The sequence below is a fragment of the Sphingopyxis sp. H073 genome, assembly GCF_001468395.1.
GTDB lineage: Bacteria > Pseudomonadota > Alphaproteobacteria > Sphingomonadales > Sphingomonadaceae > Sphingopyxis.
The window spans coordinates 246,090-261,606 of record NZ_LNSG01000002.1 but is presented as its reverse complement, the minus strand read 5'-3'; the positions used below and the strand labels follow the sequence as shown (position 1 = coordinate 261,606).

General features: G+C 65.3%; 17 protein-coding genes. 13 read left to right on the top strand and 4 right to left on the bottom strand.

Going from position 1 to position 15,517, the window contains the following annotated elements:
- Positions 1-15: 15 nt before the first annotated feature.
- The 6 genes from ATE64_RS04240 to ATE64_RS04215 all read left to right on the top strand — a co-directional run bounded on the left by ATE64_RS04240 (position 16) and on the right by ATE64_RS04215 (position 4,005).
- The gene (locus ATE64_RS04240) at positions 16-480 is read left to right on the top strand and encodes a PTS sugar transporter subunit IIA (protein WP_058454332.1); all 465 of its coding nucleotides are present in this window, start codon (positions 16-18) and stop codon (positions 478-480) included.
- A 21-nt stretch (positions 481-501) separates the two neighbouring features.
- Entirely contained in the window at positions 502-840 is a 339-nt protein-coding gene (locus ATE64_RS04235; RefSeq protein WP_082657568.1) for a DUF1491 family protein, read from the top strand.
- A 197-nt stretch (positions 841-1,037) separates the two neighbouring features.
- Entirely contained in the window at positions 1,038-1,703 is a 666-nt protein-coding gene (locus tag ATE64_RS04230; protein ID WP_058454333.1) for a cell wall hydrolase, read from the top strand.
- 117 nt (positions 1,704-1,820) lie between these two features.
- Positions 1,821-2,429, top strand: coding sequence for a DUF4136 domain-containing protein (locus tag ATE64_RS04225; protein WP_058454334.1), 609 nt, complete (start codon positions 1,821-1,823; stop codon positions 2,427-2,429).
- On the top strand, positions 2,426-3,541 hold the full coding sequence (locus ATE64_RS04220; RefSeq protein ID WP_058454335.1) for a M14-type cytosolic carboxypeptidase: 1,116 nt from the start codon (positions 2,426-2,428) through the stop codon (positions 3,539-3,541). Before ATE64_RS04225 ends, ATE64_RS04220 begins: the two co-directional genes overlap by 4 nt.
- Positions 3,538-4,005, top strand: coding sequence for a GNAT family N-acetyltransferase (locus ATE64_RS04215; RefSeq protein WP_058454336.1), 468 nt, complete (start codon positions 3,538-3,540; stop codon positions 4,003-4,005). Before ATE64_RS04220 ends, ATE64_RS04215 begins: the two co-directional genes overlap by 4 nt.
- A gap of 65 nt (positions 4,006-4,070) precedes the next feature.
- Here the strand turns inward: ATE64_RS04215 and ATE64_RS04210 are convergent, their stop codons facing one another.
- Positions 4,071-4,523, bottom strand: a complete 453-nt coding sequence (locus tag ATE64_RS04210; RefSeq protein WP_058454337.1) for an Hsp20 family protein — start codon at positions 4,521-4,523, stop codon at positions 4,071-4,073.
- Positions 4,524-4,711: 188 nt separating this feature from the next.
- Here ATE64_RS04210 and gpmA point away from each other — a divergent pair, with 188 nt between their 5' ends.
- Complete coding sequence (gene gpmA, locus ATE64_RS04205) at positions 4,712-5,398, top strand: 2,3-diphosphoglycerate-dependent phosphoglycerate mutase (RefSeq protein WP_058454338.1); 687 nt, start codon at positions 4,712-4,714, stop codon at positions 5,396-5,398.
- Positions 5,399-5,437: 39 nt separating this feature from the next.
- On the opposite strand, the gene dapD is transcribed toward gpmA, so the two are convergent.
- Both dapD and ATE64_RS04195 read right to left on the bottom strand, forming a co-directional pair.
- Complete coding sequence (gene dapD / locus ATE64_RS04200) at positions 5,438-6,280, bottom strand: 2,3,4,5-tetrahydropyridine-2,6-dicarboxylate N-succinyltransferase (RefSeq protein ID WP_058454339.1); 843 nt, start codon at positions 6,278-6,280, stop codon at positions 5,438-5,440.
- A complete protein-coding gene (locus ATE64_RS04195; RefSeq protein WP_058454420.1) occupies positions 6,277-6,954 on the bottom strand; it encodes a pyrimidine 5'-nucleotidase in 678 nt (225 codons plus the stop codon). The genes dapD and ATE64_RS04195 overlap by 4 nt, the downstream gene beginning before the upstream one ends.
- 302 nt (positions 6,955-7,256) lie before the next feature.
- Here ATE64_RS04195 and ATE64_RS04190 point away from each other — a divergent pair, with 302 nt between their 5' ends.
- Positions 7,257-9,485 carry a S8 family peptidase gene (locus ATE64_RS04190; protein WP_058454340.1) on the top strand — a complete coding sequence of 743 codons (2,229 nt, stop codon included), beginning with the start codon at positions 7,257-7,259 and terminating at the stop codon, positions 9,483-9,485.
- 3 nt (positions 9,486-9,488) lie between these two features.
- On the opposite strand, the gene ATE64_RS04185 is transcribed toward ATE64_RS04190, so the two are convergent.
- A complete protein-coding gene (locus ATE64_RS04185; RefSeq protein ID WP_058454341.1) occupies positions 9,489-9,986 on the bottom strand; it encodes a DNA-deoxyinosine glycosylase in 498 nt (165 codons plus the stop codon).
- 304 nt (positions 9,987-10,290) lie between these two features.
- On the opposite strand from ATE64_RS04185, the gene rpsL reads away from it, so the two are divergent.
- The 5 genes from rpsL to rpsJ all read left to right on the top strand — a co-directional run bounded on the left by rpsL (position 10,291) and on the right by rpsJ (position 15,259).
- Positions 10,291-10,662 (top strand): 30S ribosomal protein S12, encoded by a 372-nt coding sequence (gene rpsL, locus ATE64_RS04180; protein ID WP_058454342.1) that lies wholly within the window; start codon positions 10,291-10,293, stop codon positions 10,660-10,662.
- Positions 10,663-10,791: 129 nt separating this feature from the next.
- Positions 10,792-11,262: a 30S ribosomal protein S7 gene (gene rpsG / locus ATE64_RS04175; protein ID WP_058454343.1), complete on the top strand. Its 471-nt coding sequence runs from the start codon at positions 10,792-10,794 to the stop codon at positions 11,260-11,262.
- Positions 11,263-11,383: 121 nt separating this feature from the next.
- Positions 11,384-13,477 (top strand): elongation factor G, encoded by a 2,094-nt coding sequence (fusA, locus tag ATE64_RS04170; protein WP_058454344.1) that lies wholly within the window; start codon positions 11,384-11,386, stop codon positions 13,475-13,477.
- 131 nt (positions 13,478-13,608) lie between these two features.
- Positions 13,609-14,802: an elongation factor Tu gene (gene tuf / locus ATE64_RS04165; protein ID WP_058454345.1), complete on the top strand. Its 1,194-nt coding sequence runs from the start codon at positions 13,609-13,611 to the stop codon at positions 14,800-14,802.
- Positions 14,803-14,947: 145 nt separating this feature from the next.
- Entirely contained in the window at positions 14,948-15,259 is a 312-nt protein-coding gene (gene rpsJ, locus ATE64_RS04160) for a 30S ribosomal protein S10 (RefSeq protein ID WP_003042199.1), read from the top strand.
- The last annotated feature ends 258 nt before the right edge of the window (positions 15,260-15,517 follow it).

Below are 15,517 nucleotides of genomic sequence, written 5' to 3'. Positions count from 1 at the left end.
GATTTGACCAAAGTGATGAACCTTTCTTCCCTTCTCTACCCGGCGACCGTGCGTGCGCATGTGCAGCTCGATTCGAAAAAGGCGCTCTTTCCCTTCGTCGGCGACCTTGCGAGCCGTTCGCTCGGCCTCGACGCCGGCGAGGTCAGCGAGGCGCTGCTCGAGCGAGAGCGCCTGGGCTCGACGGGTTTCGGGCGTGGGATTGCGCTCCCGCACGCCAAGATGGCGGATCTGACCGGGGTCCGCGGCCTTTTCCTGCAGCTCGCGCGGCCGATCGACTTCCAGGCGGTCGACGGACTACCTGTCGATCTGCTTTTCGTGCTGCTCTCGCCGCTCGACGCCGGCGCCGACCATCTGAAAGCGCTCGCGGGCGTGTCGCGGATGCTCCGCAACGACAGCTTCGCCGAACGGCTGCGCGGCGCGAAGAACGACGAAGCGCTGTATGCTTTGCTCGCCGACGCCGAAACGCGTGACGCGGCGTAACGTCGCGCGCCGGATTTTCCCGTGACGCGGCTCAAGAGCCGGTTTCTCGTCGATCTGCTGATGCGGCGAACCGAAGCGGCCGGCGGTTTTGCGGCTGTTCTCGGCAAAGGGGACGACACGTCGGGCGTAATTCTCGTCCAGTGCAGCGATCGCGGTGAACCCGGACCGCTGCTGGAACGGCGCTTTTCAATGGATGGCGCCTATGTCTGGGAGTCCGTGGGCCCCGATGACCCAAAGGATGGTGAATCGCGCGAAAACTATCGCGAACGGCGGCGAAAGGCCGATCCCGATCTGTGGATCGTTGAACTGGATATCGCAGATGCGCCACGACTCGTCGCGGAGTGGGCTGCGTTAACTTGACTCTGTTGCGCCGCACAATAGGTGCCGCGCACCCCATAACGCGTAGGTCGTTCCGAGGGTTGCGACGTTTCGGCGAAGCACCCGGCAAAACGGTTCGGACACGCAGTCGGGTGACGGCCGCAGGCGGCACTGAGCAAAATTAGCTCGCCCGCCTGTTCTTTGGTTTCGGTCCGTCATCTGCCCTTTTGACGGAATATATGAGTCGCATTCTGAACGTGGCCGGTATGGCTGCCGTCGGCATGACCGCCGTGGCCGCACTTTCACTGGCCGAACCGGGTTTCGCGAGCGATCTCGCGACTAGCGCGAACCTGCCCGCGATCACCCTGCCGCTTGCCGACACGACGGCAACCGAGCCGCCGGCGGACCTGCCGACCGAAGCCCAGACCCCGGTCGAGCCAACCCCTGAAATTAAGGACGAATCCACCGTCGAGCCCAAGGCGGTTCCGCTGGACGTCGATACGCTTGCCGAACTCGTCGCCGCGACCCCGCGGCCGGCCGATCTGGACGATGAACTGCGCTGTCTGGCCGGCGCGGTCTATTTCGAATCGCGTGGCGAATCGCTCGCCGGCCAGCTCGCGGTTGCGCATGTCGTCATCAACCGCGCCAAGTCGGGCCGTTTCCCCAAGAGCCTGTGCGGCGTCGTCCACCAGCCGAGCCAGTTCAGCTTCGTGCGCGGCGGCCGGATGCCCGCGATGCGCCAAGGCACGCAGTGGAACAACGCGGTTGCAATCGCGCAGATCGCGCGCGAGGGCAGCTGGAAGAACCAGGCGCCGGGTGCGCTCTTCTTCCACGCCCGCTATGTCTCGCCGGGTTGGCGCAAGACGCGCGTCGCTGCGATCGACAATCACATCTTCTATCGGTGATGGTGAAGGGCGGGATCGGGTCCCGCCCTTTTCGGTTCGGCAGGGCCCGCGCCGCTTTGCGAAGCTTCGCGCATCCCGTTCATTGCCAAGCCATTATTCGTGGCGCATGATCGCCCGATGATGCATCATCTTTCCGTCGCCCTGCTCTCCGCAGCGGCGCTCGCGCTTGGCGGCTGTGCGACGGCCGTGCCGCCGGTCGAAGTCACCCGATTTCACAATGCCATCCCCGGCTGGGCACCGGGCACGCGCTACGCGATCCAGACCGCCCCGCTCGACGATCCGGCCGCGATGCCGTCGATCGAATGGAACAGCTATCGCGCCGCGGTCGAACAGCAGTTGCAGCGGCAGGGTCTCGTCGCTGCGGGCGCCAATGAAACCGCGCCGCTTCGCGTCCGCGTCGGCTTCGATCGCTCCCAGCAACTCGATGGCCCGCGCCGTTCGCCCGTCTCGGTCGGGGTCGGCGGCTCGACTGGCAGCTATGGTTCTGGCGTCGGGCTCGGCATCGGCTTCAATCTCGGCGGCGGGCCAAAGCGGATGGCCGACCTCCAGCTTTCGGTGCGTATCGACGATGCCGCGACGGGGCAGGCGCTGTGGGAGGGCCGCGCGCTGACTGCGGTGCCGGTCAAGGCCCCGGCGGCGCAGCCGAGTCTCGCCGCGGCGAAATTGGCCGAGGCGCTATTCAAGGACTTCCCCGGCGAATCGGGACGCACTATCAGCGTCCCATGACCATCAGCATCACCGCCGCTTTCGACAGCGGCAACATCGTCGTGGATTCGGTCGACGGCACGTCGGCGCGCCTTTCGATCCGCAAGGATCGCGAATCCGATTTCTATCAATGGTTTCACTTCCGCGTCGCGTGCGACGTCGGCGACGAACTCGATCTCACCATCGGCGGGCTCGCCGGGTCGGCCTATCCCGAGGGCTGGCCGGGCTACGCCGTCTGCGCGAGCAGCGATCGCGACCATTGGTTCCGTCTCGACACCAGCTATGATGCGGGCGCTGGCGAACTCGCGATCCGGCATACCGCCGAAAGCCCGATCCTGTGGCTTGCCTATTTCGCGCCTTATTCGATGGAGCGGCACCACGACCTGATCGCCTCGGTCGCCGAGTGCGAGGGGGTGACCTATCGCTGCCTCGGCACCAGCCTCGAGGGCCAGCCGATCGACTGCATAGAACTCGGCACCGGCGCGACGCAGGTGTGGCTCTATGCGCGCCAGCATCCCGGCGAATCGATGGCCGAATGGTGGATGGAGGGCGCGCTCGAAATGCTCACTGACCTCACCGATCCCTGGGCGCGCTCGCTGAGGCAGAAGTGCCGCTTCCATATCGTGCCGAACATGAATCCCGACGGCTCGCGCGGCGGCCACCTTCGCACCAACTATGCGGGCGTGAACCTCAACCGCGAGTGGGATAATCCGACCGCCGAACGCAGCCCCGAAGTGCTTTGCGTCCGCGACGCGATGGACGAAAGCGGGGTCGACTGGGCGATGGACGTCCATGGCGACGAGGCGATCCCTGCAGTCTTCCTCGCCGGCTTTGAGGGGATCAAGTCGCTGAAGCCCGGACAGATTGAAAAATATAAAGCGTTTGAACAGGCGCTTGCCGCGAACACCCCCGATTTCCAGACCGATCTCGGCTATGCCGAATCGGCGCCGGGGCAGGCGAATATGTCGATGTCGACGACCCAGCTCGCCGAACGGTTCGGCGCGGTGTCGATGACGCTGGAGATGCCCTTCAAGGACAATCGTGATCTGCCCGACCCGGTGCAGGGCTGGTCGCCCGAGCGGTCGAAGCTGCTCGCGCACGCCTGTCTGCAGACGCTGGACCAGCTTCTGTGAGTGACGCTTGGCGGATCGTCGAGGACGATCTGTCGGGCGCACCGATCCGGGCCTTGCTGGAGGTGCATTTCGCGGGGATGCTGGCGAACTCGCCGGCCGGCAGCTGCCATTTCCTCGATTTCGACGGTCTGCGCGCGGGCGGCGTGACCTTCTGGTCGATCCACAAGGGCGATGAACTCGCCGGTTGCGGCGCGCTCAAGCTGATCGATGGCCGCCACGGCGAGATCAAGTCGATGCGCACCGCAGAGGCGTTCTTGCGGCAGGGCGTGGCTGCGCGGATGCTGGGTCACATCATGGACCAGGCCCGCGCCCGGGGCCTCGAACGTCTCAGCCTCGAGACCGGATCGGGCCCGGCGTTCGAGCCGGCACTAGCGCTCTATCGCGCGCATGGATTCGCGGATTGCGATCCCTTTTCCGACTACCGGCCCGATCCGTTCAGCCGCTTCATGACCTGCGCACTCTGACCACGAAAACGGGGCCCGGAAGGGACTCCGGACCCCGTATATTTTCGGTCGAAACGGACGCGTGGTTACGCGGCCTTTTTGTCTTCGATCACCGGAGCACCGCCGATCGCAATCTTGTGGGGCTTCATCGCCTCGGGCACCTCGCGGACGAGATCGATCGTCAGCAGCCCGTCGGCGAGGTCGGCGGCGTCGACCCGCACGAAGTCGGCGAGCTGGAAGCGGCGCTCGAACGCGCGCGTCGCGATACCGCTATAAAGCAGCTGGCGCGCCTCGCCTTCGGCCACCGGCGCCTTGCGGCCGCTGACGGTCAGCATATTCTGCTGCGCGGTGATGTCGATTTCGTTCGACTTGAAGCCGGCCACCGCGACGGTGATGCGAAAATGGTCGTCGCCCAGCTTTTCGATGTCGAACGGCGGATAATTTTCGGCACCCGAACCACCGGTTTCGAGGAAGTCGAACAGACGGTCGAAACCGACGGTCGAACGGCGATAAGGGGTCCAGTCAAAGCTGTTGCGCATGGGTCATTCCTTCCTTTCAAAGCGAAGTCACGGGACCGCGGTTGTTGGCCGCGATCACCACCCGACCCCGTTTCGGCGGCCGGACAAGGCCAATCTGGTAACCGCCGAAACCATTTCAAGGGGGCGTTGGCATTCGGCAAAAACCCGCGCTATGGGGCGGCGAATTTCCTCCATCCGAAGGACCGAACATGCCGCAGCTCATCCTCATCCGCCACGGCCAGTCGCAGTGGAATCTGGAAAACCGGTTCACCGGCTGGTGGGACGTCGACGTCACCGAAAAGGGCGCGGCCGAAGCATGGGCGGCGGGCGAGCTGATGAAGGAAAAGGGCATTACGCCCGACACCTGCTTCACCTCGGTCCAGACGCGGGCGATCAAGACCCTCAATCTCGCGCTCGAGGCGATGGGCCGGCTCTGGCTGCCGGTAACGAAGGACTGGCGCCTCAACGAGCGCCATTACGGCGGGCTCACCGGGCTCGACAAGGCAGAAACCGCGGCGAAGCATGGCGACGAACAGGTGAAGATCTGGCGCCGCAGCTTCGACATCCCGCCGCCACCGCTCGACGCCGGATCGCCCTATGACTTGTCGGGCGATCCGCGTTACGCGGGCATCGCGATCCCCAACACCGAAAGCCTGAAGGATACGATCGCGCGCGTGCTGCCCTATTATGAAAGCGCGATCGCGCCGCAGCTCGCCGCCGGCAAGACGGTGCTGATCTCGGCGCATGGCAACAGCCTGCGCGCTTTGGTCAAGCATCTGTCGGGCATTTCGGACGCCGACATCACGGGGCTGGAGATTCCGACGGGACAGCCGATCGTCTATGAGCTTGCCGACGATCTGACGGCGCGCGAACGTTATTATCTGAGCGAGCGCTAACGCCCGCAGTCGTCGCCCTGGCGAGGGCAACGCATTTGATCAGTCGCGCAGCAGCTCGTTGATCCCGGTCTTGGCGCGCGTCTGCGCGTCGACGCGCTTGACGATCACCGCGCAATAAAGCGACGGGCCTGGCGTTCCGTCGGGTAGCGGCTTGCCCGGCAGCGATCCCGGAACGACGACCGAATAAGCGGGGACTTCGCCGATGAAGACCTCCCCCGTCGCGCGGTCGATGATCTTGGTCGATGCGCCCAGATAGACGCCCATCGACAGCACCGCGCCCTCGCGTACGATCACGCCCTCGGCGACTTCGGCGCGCGCGCCGATGAAGGCGCCATCCTCGATCACCACCGGGCCCGCCTGCAGCGGTTCGAGCACGCCGCCGATCCCGGCGCCGCCCGACAGGTGGACGTTCGCGCCGATCTGCGCGCAGCTGCCGACCGTGGCCCAGGCGTCGACCATCGACCCCTCGCCGACATAGGCGCCGATATTGACGAAGCTCGGCATCAGCACCGCGCCCTTGCTGATGAAGGCGCCGCGGCGGACGATCGAACCGGGAACGGCGCGGAAGCCCGCGTCGCGGAAGCGGTTCTCGCCCCAGCCGGCGAATTTCGACGGTACCTTGTCCCACCAGGTCGCGCCGCCGGCGCCGCCCTCGATGATCTCCATGTCGTTGAGGCGGAAGGAGAGCAGCACCGCCTTCTTGAGCCACTGGTTGACCTGCCACGTTCCCGCGGTGTCGCGTGTCGCAACGCGAAAGCTGCCGTCGTCGAGTCCGGCGAGCGCCGCCTCGACCGCATCCCGCACCGCGCCGGTCGTCGTCAGCCCCAGCGTTTCGCGGGCGTCCCAGGCGGCTTCGATCGTGGCTTGCAGGTCGGTGCTCATGAAATTCCCCAAGGTTGCGGTAAGGTATCGAGCCAGTCGACGATGTCGGTCGCATGAAAATCGACATGGCTCGGCAGGTGGTCGCGATGGCCGCTTTCGCTGCCATTGTCCAGCCAGACGGTCGTCATGCCCAGCGCTTTGGCGGGCGTCAGGTTGCGCGCCATATCCTCGACGAACAGGCTCGTCGCGGGATCGACCGCCAGGTGCGCGACCATAGCGGCATAAGCGGCGGGATCGGGCTTCGGGGTATAGGCGGTGCTGCGGATATCGCAGATACCGTCGAACAGATCGGCGATCCCGCGCGCCTTGAGAACGCGCTCGGCATAGTCGGCGTCGGCGTTGGTGAAGACCAGCCTGCGTCCGGGCAACCGGGCGAGTCCAGCACGGAACCGATCGTCGACACTCAGCCGGTCGAGTGCAATATCATGGACGTCGGCCAGAAAATCCTCGGGGTGCACGCCGTGATGCCGCATCAGTCCGGCCATCGTCGTGCCGTGATCGTGGAAATATTGCTTCTGCACCCGCCGCGCTTCGACCGCATCGACGCCGAGCAGGCGCATGATGAAGGCGCCCATGCGTTCGTCGATCAGGTCGAACAGCTTCGCCGACGGCGGATAGAGGGTGTTGTCGAGATCGAAGATCCAGCTTTCGATATGGTCGATCGGCACGGTCATGACGCCCGGTCGCATAAAGCGCCAACGATCCGGCGGCAAGGCGCGTCGCTTTACCTTCCGGCAAGGCTGTAGGGTCTAGCGTCGGGCCCGTCCGTCGAGCTAGGAGACGGAAGGCAGCGACAGGGGGAAGACCGATGGCCGAGGCGATGCGACAGAGCTTCATGCGCCGGATCGCTACGCGTCCCTTGCCCGCAATATTTTGTATCGCCGCCCTGTCGCTTGGTGGCTGCGGCGGTGGCGGCGGGGCGCGTCCTTCGCCAACCCCTGCCCCGCCCCCGGCTCCGACACCCGCGCCGACGCCGGTGCCAACCCCCACGCCCACGCCGACCCCGCCGCCGGGCAGCAATTTCAACACGGCTGAAACGCGGCGATCCGACGGTGTCAATTTTCACGGCGCGATCACCGCCTATCAGGCGGGCGCGACCGGCCTGGGCGTGCTGGCCGGGGTAATCGACGACGGGATCGACGAGGACAGCGCCGAATTCGCGGGACGCATCTCGACGCTCTCGGCCGATGTCGCAGGCGCGCGCGGGATCAACGGCGAGGGGACGCACGGAACCAATGTCGCGCAGATCCTGCTCGGCGCGAAGAATGACGCCGGCACCTTTGGCATCGCCTATAATGCGAACCTGCTCGTGCTCCGCGCCGACCGGCCGGGAAGCTGCGCGACCGAGGATCCGTCGAACGACGAAACGGGTTGCCGCTTTCCCGAGAGCGCGATCGCGGCGGGGCTCGACCGCGCGGTCACCGCCGGCGCGCGCGTCGTCAATATCTCGCTGGGCGGCGGCGACCCGCCCGGCGCGACGCTGCGCGCGGCGGTGGCGCGCGCGACCGCGGCGGGGATCGTCGTCATCCTGTCGGCGGGCAACGAAGGTGATACGACGGCAAACGGCAATGACCCGAACAATCCCGAATTGTTCGCGCAGGGGCTGCGCGATGCGGGCGGCGGGCTTGTCATCATTGCCGGCGCGGTCGATGAAAATGGGCGCATCGCGGACTTCAGCAATCGCGCGGGCGCCTATGCGGGTTCCTATTTGACGGCGCTCGGGGAGGGCGTGTGCTGCGCCTATGAGAATGGCGTGATCAAGACCGAGGGCAATTTCGTCTTCGTCCTCAACGGCACCAGCTTCTCGGCCCCGCAGGTCGCGGGCGCGGTCGCCTTGTTGGCGCAGGCCTTTCCGAACCTGACGGGGCAACAGATCGTCGACCTTCTCTACCAGTCGGCGCGCGACGCCGGGGCGGCGGGCGACGATGCGGTCTATGGCCAGGGGATTCTCGACATCGCGCGCGCCTTTCAGCCGATCGGCGCGACGACGCTGGCGGGGACGTCGACCGCGGTGCCGCTTGGCGGTGCGCTAGGCGAACTCGGCGGACCGATGGGCGATGCGGGTGCGCGGGGACAGGGCGGCGCCGTCGGGCTTGTCACCGACGGTTTCGGCCGCGCCTTCAACGTCGACTTCGCTGGCTCGCTTCGCCAGCGCCGCCCCGACTTCAAACTGTCGGGAGCGATCGGCGGGCTCGTCCGCCAGCAGAGCGCCGCCTCGGGCGCGACCGCGCTGTCGCTCGTCACCGCGCCGGGCGTCGGCGGGACCGACGCGCTGGCGGGTCTTTCCTTTCACGATGCGCAGCGGGCGCGGACGATCGCCGCGTCGATGGTCACGCGTCTCGACGCCGACACCCGGCTCGGCCTTGCAGTGGGGCGCGGCGTTGGCGGGTTGCTCGCGGGCGAACGCGGCGAGGCGGGTCATGCGATGCTCGTCGGCGACGCGGCGCAGGAAGGCCTTGGCTTTGCCGCAAGCCCCGGGGTCGGGTCCCTGATCCGGCACAGGATCGCCCCCGGTCAGGCGATCAGCCTGAGCGCCGAGAATGGCACGGTGTCGGGATCGCGCTGGCAGGACGATCCGCTGCTCCGCTATCGGAGTATCCGCGACAGTCGCTACCAACGCCTCGGCGCCTCTTGGGACGGCCGGTTCGGGCGGTTTCAGGCAGCGCTCGGCGGAAGCTGGCTTCGCGAATCGGACAGCCTGCTCGGCGCCCGGCTCGGGCCGGTCTTCGGCGCGGGCGGAGCGACCAGCCTCGTCGGCGATGCGCGGCTCGGCGTCGATATAGGTGACGGTTGGAGCATCGCAGGCGCGTGGCGCCAGATGTGGACGCGGCCCGATCGCGGCGGCCTGATCGCCGGGGGCGCGCTGCGCTCGAACGCCTTCTCGTTCGACATCGCGAAGGCGGGCCTGCTGCGCGCCGGCGACCGTGCGGCGCTCCGCTTCGCGCAGCCGCTTCGCGTCGCGCGCGGCGGGGTCGATCTGACGCTTCCCGTGTCGTACGACTATGCGACGCAGAGCGCTGGATTCGAGCGCCGCACCTACAATCTGGCACCGACGGGCCGCGAACTGGTGGCTGAGGCGAGCTATGCGTTGACTCTGTTCGGCGGCGATCTGGTCGCCAACACATGGTGGCGGCGCGATCCTGGCCATATTGCGGCGATGCCCGACGACAAGGGCGCGGCGCTCCGCTTTACGATGGGCTTCTGATCGTCAGTCGAGCGCGTCGCGCAAGCCCAGCCAGGCTTCGCGTTTCGCTGCAAAGCTTGCGGTGTTCGCGGCGCTACTCGACGGCAGGTCGACGATGGCGATCGCCCCCAGCGGGGCGATCTGACGCCGCCCGATCGCCGCCGCCTTGCCGCCGTTGAAGGCGATCATGCGAAGATCGGGCAGGGTCGACACCAGCGCGGCAAGGTCGTGCGGGTCGGCCCTGCGGATATGCGCGTCGTTGCTTGTGCGCCGCTCGGCGCTGCGAATCACGTCCCACAATCCGATCTTCGCTTGGCGCAGCGCGGCGAGCCGCTCGCCATAGGACCACTCCGCAAGCGGTTGATCGATCACCGCGCCAAGCAGGCGCCAGAACTGGTTCGTCGGGTGGGCGTAATAGCGGCGTTCGGCCAGCGACCTCGCGCCGGGCAAGCTGCCGAGGATCAGCAGGCGCGTGTCGGGCGCGACATGCGGGGCGAAGCTGGCGTGTCGAAGCGCGGCCATATACGACCGATAGCGGCGCAGGCACGGCGCAACAATATTGCCTTCCCCTTGACCGCGGAGGGAATCACCGCTAGGGGCGCGCACGGTCGAAAGCGGCGGACTTCCGCCAAACTCGATCACAACAGCGCTTGAACATTGCTGGCGCGGATGGAGCCTCCGGAGGACGAACGAGTCCGCCGGGGTCTTTTGCTGTTATCAGGTTGGCCGTTTTCTGCCGGTTTCGGCAGGTGTCGGCCAGAGCTTCATCCACCGCGGTACAGTAACCGTTCGCTCCGATGGGCGGACACATAAAGGTGAAGCATTCATGCCCACGATCAACCAGCTCGTCCGCAAGGGCCGGACGCCGCAGAAGGCGAAGTCCAAGGTCCCGGCGATGGACGCGAACCCGCAGAAGCGCGGCGTTTGCACCCGTGTCTATACGACGACTCCGAAGAAGCCGAACTCGGCGCTCCGCAAGGTGGCGAAGGTCCGTCTGACCAACAGCCGCGAAGTCATTTCGTACATCCCCGGCGAAGGCCACAACCTCCAGGAACACAGCGTCGTGCTGATCCGCGGCGGCCGTGTGCGCGACCTTCCCGGTGTCCGTTACCACGTCCTGCGCGGCGTTCTGGACACCCAAGGTGTGAAGGACCGCAAGCAGAGCCGTTCGAAGTACGGTGCGAAGCGTCCGAAGTGACGTTCACGGGGTGAACGTCATCCCGGAAAATCGCTTCAAGCGATTTCATCCGGGATCCATTCACTCCCCGGCTATTTGATCATCCCGCGAGCGCTCCGCGCCGGGATGCTGTTGTAAAAGGAATTACCTATGGCTCGTCGTCGTCGTCCTGAACGCCGCGAAATCCTGCCCGATCCCCGTTTCGGTGATACGGTGCTGTCGAAGTTCATGAACAGCGTCATGCTGGACGGGAAGAAGTCGGTCGCCGAAAGCATCGTTTACGGTGCGCTCGAAGCGGTCGAAGCCCGCGCCAAGAAGGAACCGCTCGGCGTGTTCCACGAAGCGCTCGCGAACATCCGCCCGAACATCGAAGTCCGCAGCCGCCGCGTCGGCGGTGCGACCTACCAGGTTCCCGTTGAAGTCCGTCCGGACCGCGCGCAGGCGCTCGCGATCCGCTGGCTGATCACCGCGGCGCGCAACCGCAGCGAAACGACGATGGCCGCGCGCCTGTCGGGCGAACTGCTCGACGCGTCGAACAACCGCGGCAACGCAGTCAAGAAGCGCGAAGACACGCACCGCATGGCGGAAGCGAACCGCGCCTTCTCGCACTACCGCTGGTAACAGCGGGAAGGTCAGCCTCCGCTGGTAATTTGCGCGACGCCCCGGCGTCTCGCAATCGCAACAAAACTTCCTATATCGGGGGCGGCTCCAAAGGCCTCCCCCCAAATCCAAGGAAAAGATCATGGCACGCAGCCATCCGCTCGAACGCTATCGCAATTTCGGTATCATGGCGCACATCGACGCCGGCAAGACCACGACGACCGAGCGCATTCTCTATTATACCGGCAAGTCCTACAAGATCGGCGAAGTCCATGACGGCGCCGCCACCATGGACTGGATGGAGCAGGAACAGGAACGCGGCATCACGATCACGTCGGCCGCCACCACCTGCCTGTGGAAGGCCGATGAGGGTAAAGGCCCCGAACATCGCCTGAACATCATCGACACCCCCGGCCACGTCGACTTCACCATCGAGGTCGAGCGCAGCTTGCGCGTCCTCGACGGCGCGGTCGCGGCGTTCGACGGCGTTGCCGGCGTCGAGCCGCAGTCGGAAACCGTGTGGCGCCAAGCGGACAAGTACAAGGTTCCGCGGATGTGCTTCATCAACAAGCTCGATCGCACCGGCGCGAACTTCTATTATTGCGTCCAGACGATCATCGATCGTCTCGGCGCGGTCCCGGCCGTCCTCTATCTGCCCATTGGCGCGGAAGGCGACTTCAAGGGCCTCGTCGACCTCGTCAACGAGCGCGCGATCATCTGGAAGGACGAGAGCCTGGGCGCCGAATTCTTCTATGAAGAAATTCCGGCCGACCTTGTCGACAAGGCTGCCGAATATCGCGAAAAGCTCGTCGAACTCGCCGTCGAACAGGACGACGATGCGATGGAAGCCTATCTCGAAGGCACGCTGCCCGACGTCGCGACCCTGAAGGCGCTTATCCGCAAGGGAACGCTCGGCCAGGCGTTCGTTCCGGTTCTCTGCGGTTCGGCGTTCAAGAACAAGGGCGTCCAGACGCTGCTCGACGCGGTCGTCGACTATCTGCCGTCGCCGCTCGACATCCCCGACGTTCAGGGCGTCAACCCCGACACGAACGAACCCGACTCGCGCGCGACGTCGGACACGGCGCCGCTGTCGATGCTCGCGTTCAAGATCATGAACGACCCGTTCGTCGGTTCGCTCACCTTCGCCCGTATCTACTCGGGCACCCTGACCAAGGGCAGCTATCTGAACTCGGTCAAGGACAAGAAGGAAAAGATCGGCCGTATGCTCCTGATGCACGCCAATTCGCGCGAGGACATCGAGGAAGCCTATGCGGGCGACATCGTCGCGCTCGCCGGCCTCAAGGAAACCACGACCGGGGACACGCTCTGCGCCGCCAACGCGCCGATCATCCTCGAGCGGATGGAATTCCCCGAGCCGGTCATTGAGCTGTCGGTGGAACCGAAGACCAAGGCCGACCAGGAAAAGATGGGCATCGCGCTCAACCGCCTGGCTGCCGAGGATCCCTCGTTCCGCGTGTCGACCGACCATGAATCGGGTCAGACGATCATCAAGGGCATGGGCGAGCTTCACCTCGACATTCTCGTCGATCGCATGAAGCGCGAGTTCAAGGTCGAGGCGAACGTCGGTGCGCCGCAGGTGGCGTACCGCGAATCGCTCGCGAAGCCGGTCGACGTCGACTACACCCACAAGAAGCAGTCGGGCGGCTCGGGCCAGTTCGGCCGCGTCAAGGTCAGCGTCGCGCCCGGCGAACGCGGCTCGGGCATCACCTTCATCGACGAGATCAAGGGCGGCAACATTCCGCGCGAATATATCCCGTCGGTCGAAAAGGGCATGCGCGAGAGCGCCGAAAACGGCCACATGATCGGCTTCCCGATCATCGACTTCGAAATCCGTCTGACCGACGGCGCGTACCATGATGTCGACTCGTCGGCGCTGGCGTTCGAAATCGCGGGCCGTGCGGCGATGCGCGAAGTGGCGGCGAAGGCCGGCATCAAGCTGCTCGAGCCGGTGATGAAGGTCGAAGTCGTGACTCCCGAGGAGTTCATGGGCGACGTCATCGGCGACCTCAACAGCCGTCGTGGCCAGATCCAGGGCACCGACAGCCGCGGCAACGCGCAGGTGGTTGAAGCCATCGTGCCGCTTGCCAATATGTTCGGCTACGTGAACCAGCTGCGCTCGTTCACCCAGGGTCGCGCACAATACTCGATGCAATTCTCGCATTATGAGGAAGTGCCGACGAACGTGGCTGAAGAAGTGAAGGCCAAGATGGCCTGACGGGTCCCAGTAAGGGTCCTGGGCCGCGCGGACTTGCGCCGCGCGGCAAGACCCTCTAAGGGCGGCGCCTGATTCAGCAGGCTCGTCCACGACTGATCAACGGAAACACCTAAGAAGAAGGTTCTTAAATCATGGCTAAGGCTAAATTTGAGCGGACGAAGCCGCACTGCAACATCGGCACCATCGGTCACGTCGACCATGGCAAGACCTCGCTGACCGCCGCGATCACCAAGGTGCTCGCCGAAAACGTCGCGGGCAACGCAGCCGTCGACTTCGCGAACATCGACAAGGCGCCCGAAGAGCGCGAGCGCGGCATCACCATTTCGACGGCGCACGTCGAATATGAAACCGAAGGCCGTCACTATGCGCACGTCGACTGCCCCGGCCACGCCGACTACGTCAAGAACATGATCACCGGTGCCGCCCAGATGGACGGCGCGATCCTCGTCGTGTCGGCCGCTGACGGCCCGATGCCGCAGACCAAGGAGCACATCCTGCTCGCGAAGCAGGTCGGCGTTCCGACCATGGTCGTGTTCCTCAACAAGGTCGATCAGCTGGACGACCCCGAGCTGCTCGAGCTCGTCGAACTCGAAATCCGCGAAGAACTCTCGAAGCGCGACTTCGACGGCGACAATATTCCGATCATCGCGGGTTCGGCCCTCGCTGCTCTGGAAAGCCGCGACGACAACATCGGCAAGGACGCGATCCTGAAGCTGATGGCTGCCGTCGACGAATGGATCCCGCAGCCGGAACGTCCGCTCGACAAGCCCTTCCTGATGCCGATCGAGGACGTGTTCTCGATCTCGGGCCGTGGTACGGTTGTCACCGGCCGCGTCGAAACCGGCATCGTCAAGGTTGGTGAAGAAGTCGAAATCGTCGGCATCAAGGACACCAAGAAGACGACCGTCACCGGCGTCGAAATGTTCCGCAAGCTGCTCGACCAGGGCCAGGCCGGCGACAACATCGGTGCGCTGATCCGCGGCGTCGGTCGTGAAGAAGTCGAGCGTGGCCAGGTTCTGGCGAAGCCCGGCTCGATCACGCCGCACACCGAGTTCACCTCGGAAGTGTACGTCCTGTCGAAGGACGAGGGCGGCCGTCACACGCCGTTCTTCGCGAACTATCGTCCGCAGTTCTACTTCCGTACCACGGACGTCACCGGCGAGGTTATCCTCCCCGAGGGCACCGAGATGGTCATGCCGGGCGACAACGTCCAGCTGTCGGTCAAGCTGATCGCCCCGATCGCCATGGACCAGGGTCTGCGCTTCGCGATTCGCGAAGGCGGCCGCACGGTCGGCGCAGGGGTTGTCGCGACCATCACAAAGTAATATAGGGCCGCGAGCCGCGCGATTCGGACTGATTCGCGCGGCTCGTAGCTAAAAGATTTTCGATGGCCTCTCCGGCCTCCTTTGGGGGTCGGAACAGGCCATTTCGCTCTTTCGCATCGTCAGACGGGATTCGACTGGAACAGTCATGGAAACGCAGAATATTCGCATTCGCCTGAAGGCCTTTGATCACCGCGTGCTCGATCAGGCCACCACCGACATTGCCGACACGGCACGTCGCACGGGCGCTCTCATTCGCGGTCCGATCCCGCTGCCGACGCGCATCGAGAAATTCACCGTGAACCGCGGTCCGCATGTCGACAAGAAGTCGCGCGAGCAGTTCGAGGTGCGTACCCACAAGCGGCTGCTCGACATCGTGCAGCCCACCCCGCAGACGGTCGATGCGCTGATGAAGCTCGACCTCGCCGCGGGCGTGAACGTCGAGATTAAGTTGGCCTAAGCCAACGCCGCCCCCGCGAAAGCGGGGGTCTCTATCGGCAGGACGGTTCGCCGCCTGCATCACGATAGGGTGGATACCGCCGGTCGCTCTCTTCGGAGAGCATTTACGACCGGGCTGCGTCCCCCGTCTCGTCACTGGTCCTTCGGGACGGTGGCATCTCAGCCCGGACGGGGCGATGCATCGAAATTTCGGGCTGGGAGGGTTCTGCCGGGGCTTGCCTCGGTGGGTCCCGCAAGCCGTGCGGAATGGTCCGCCCGG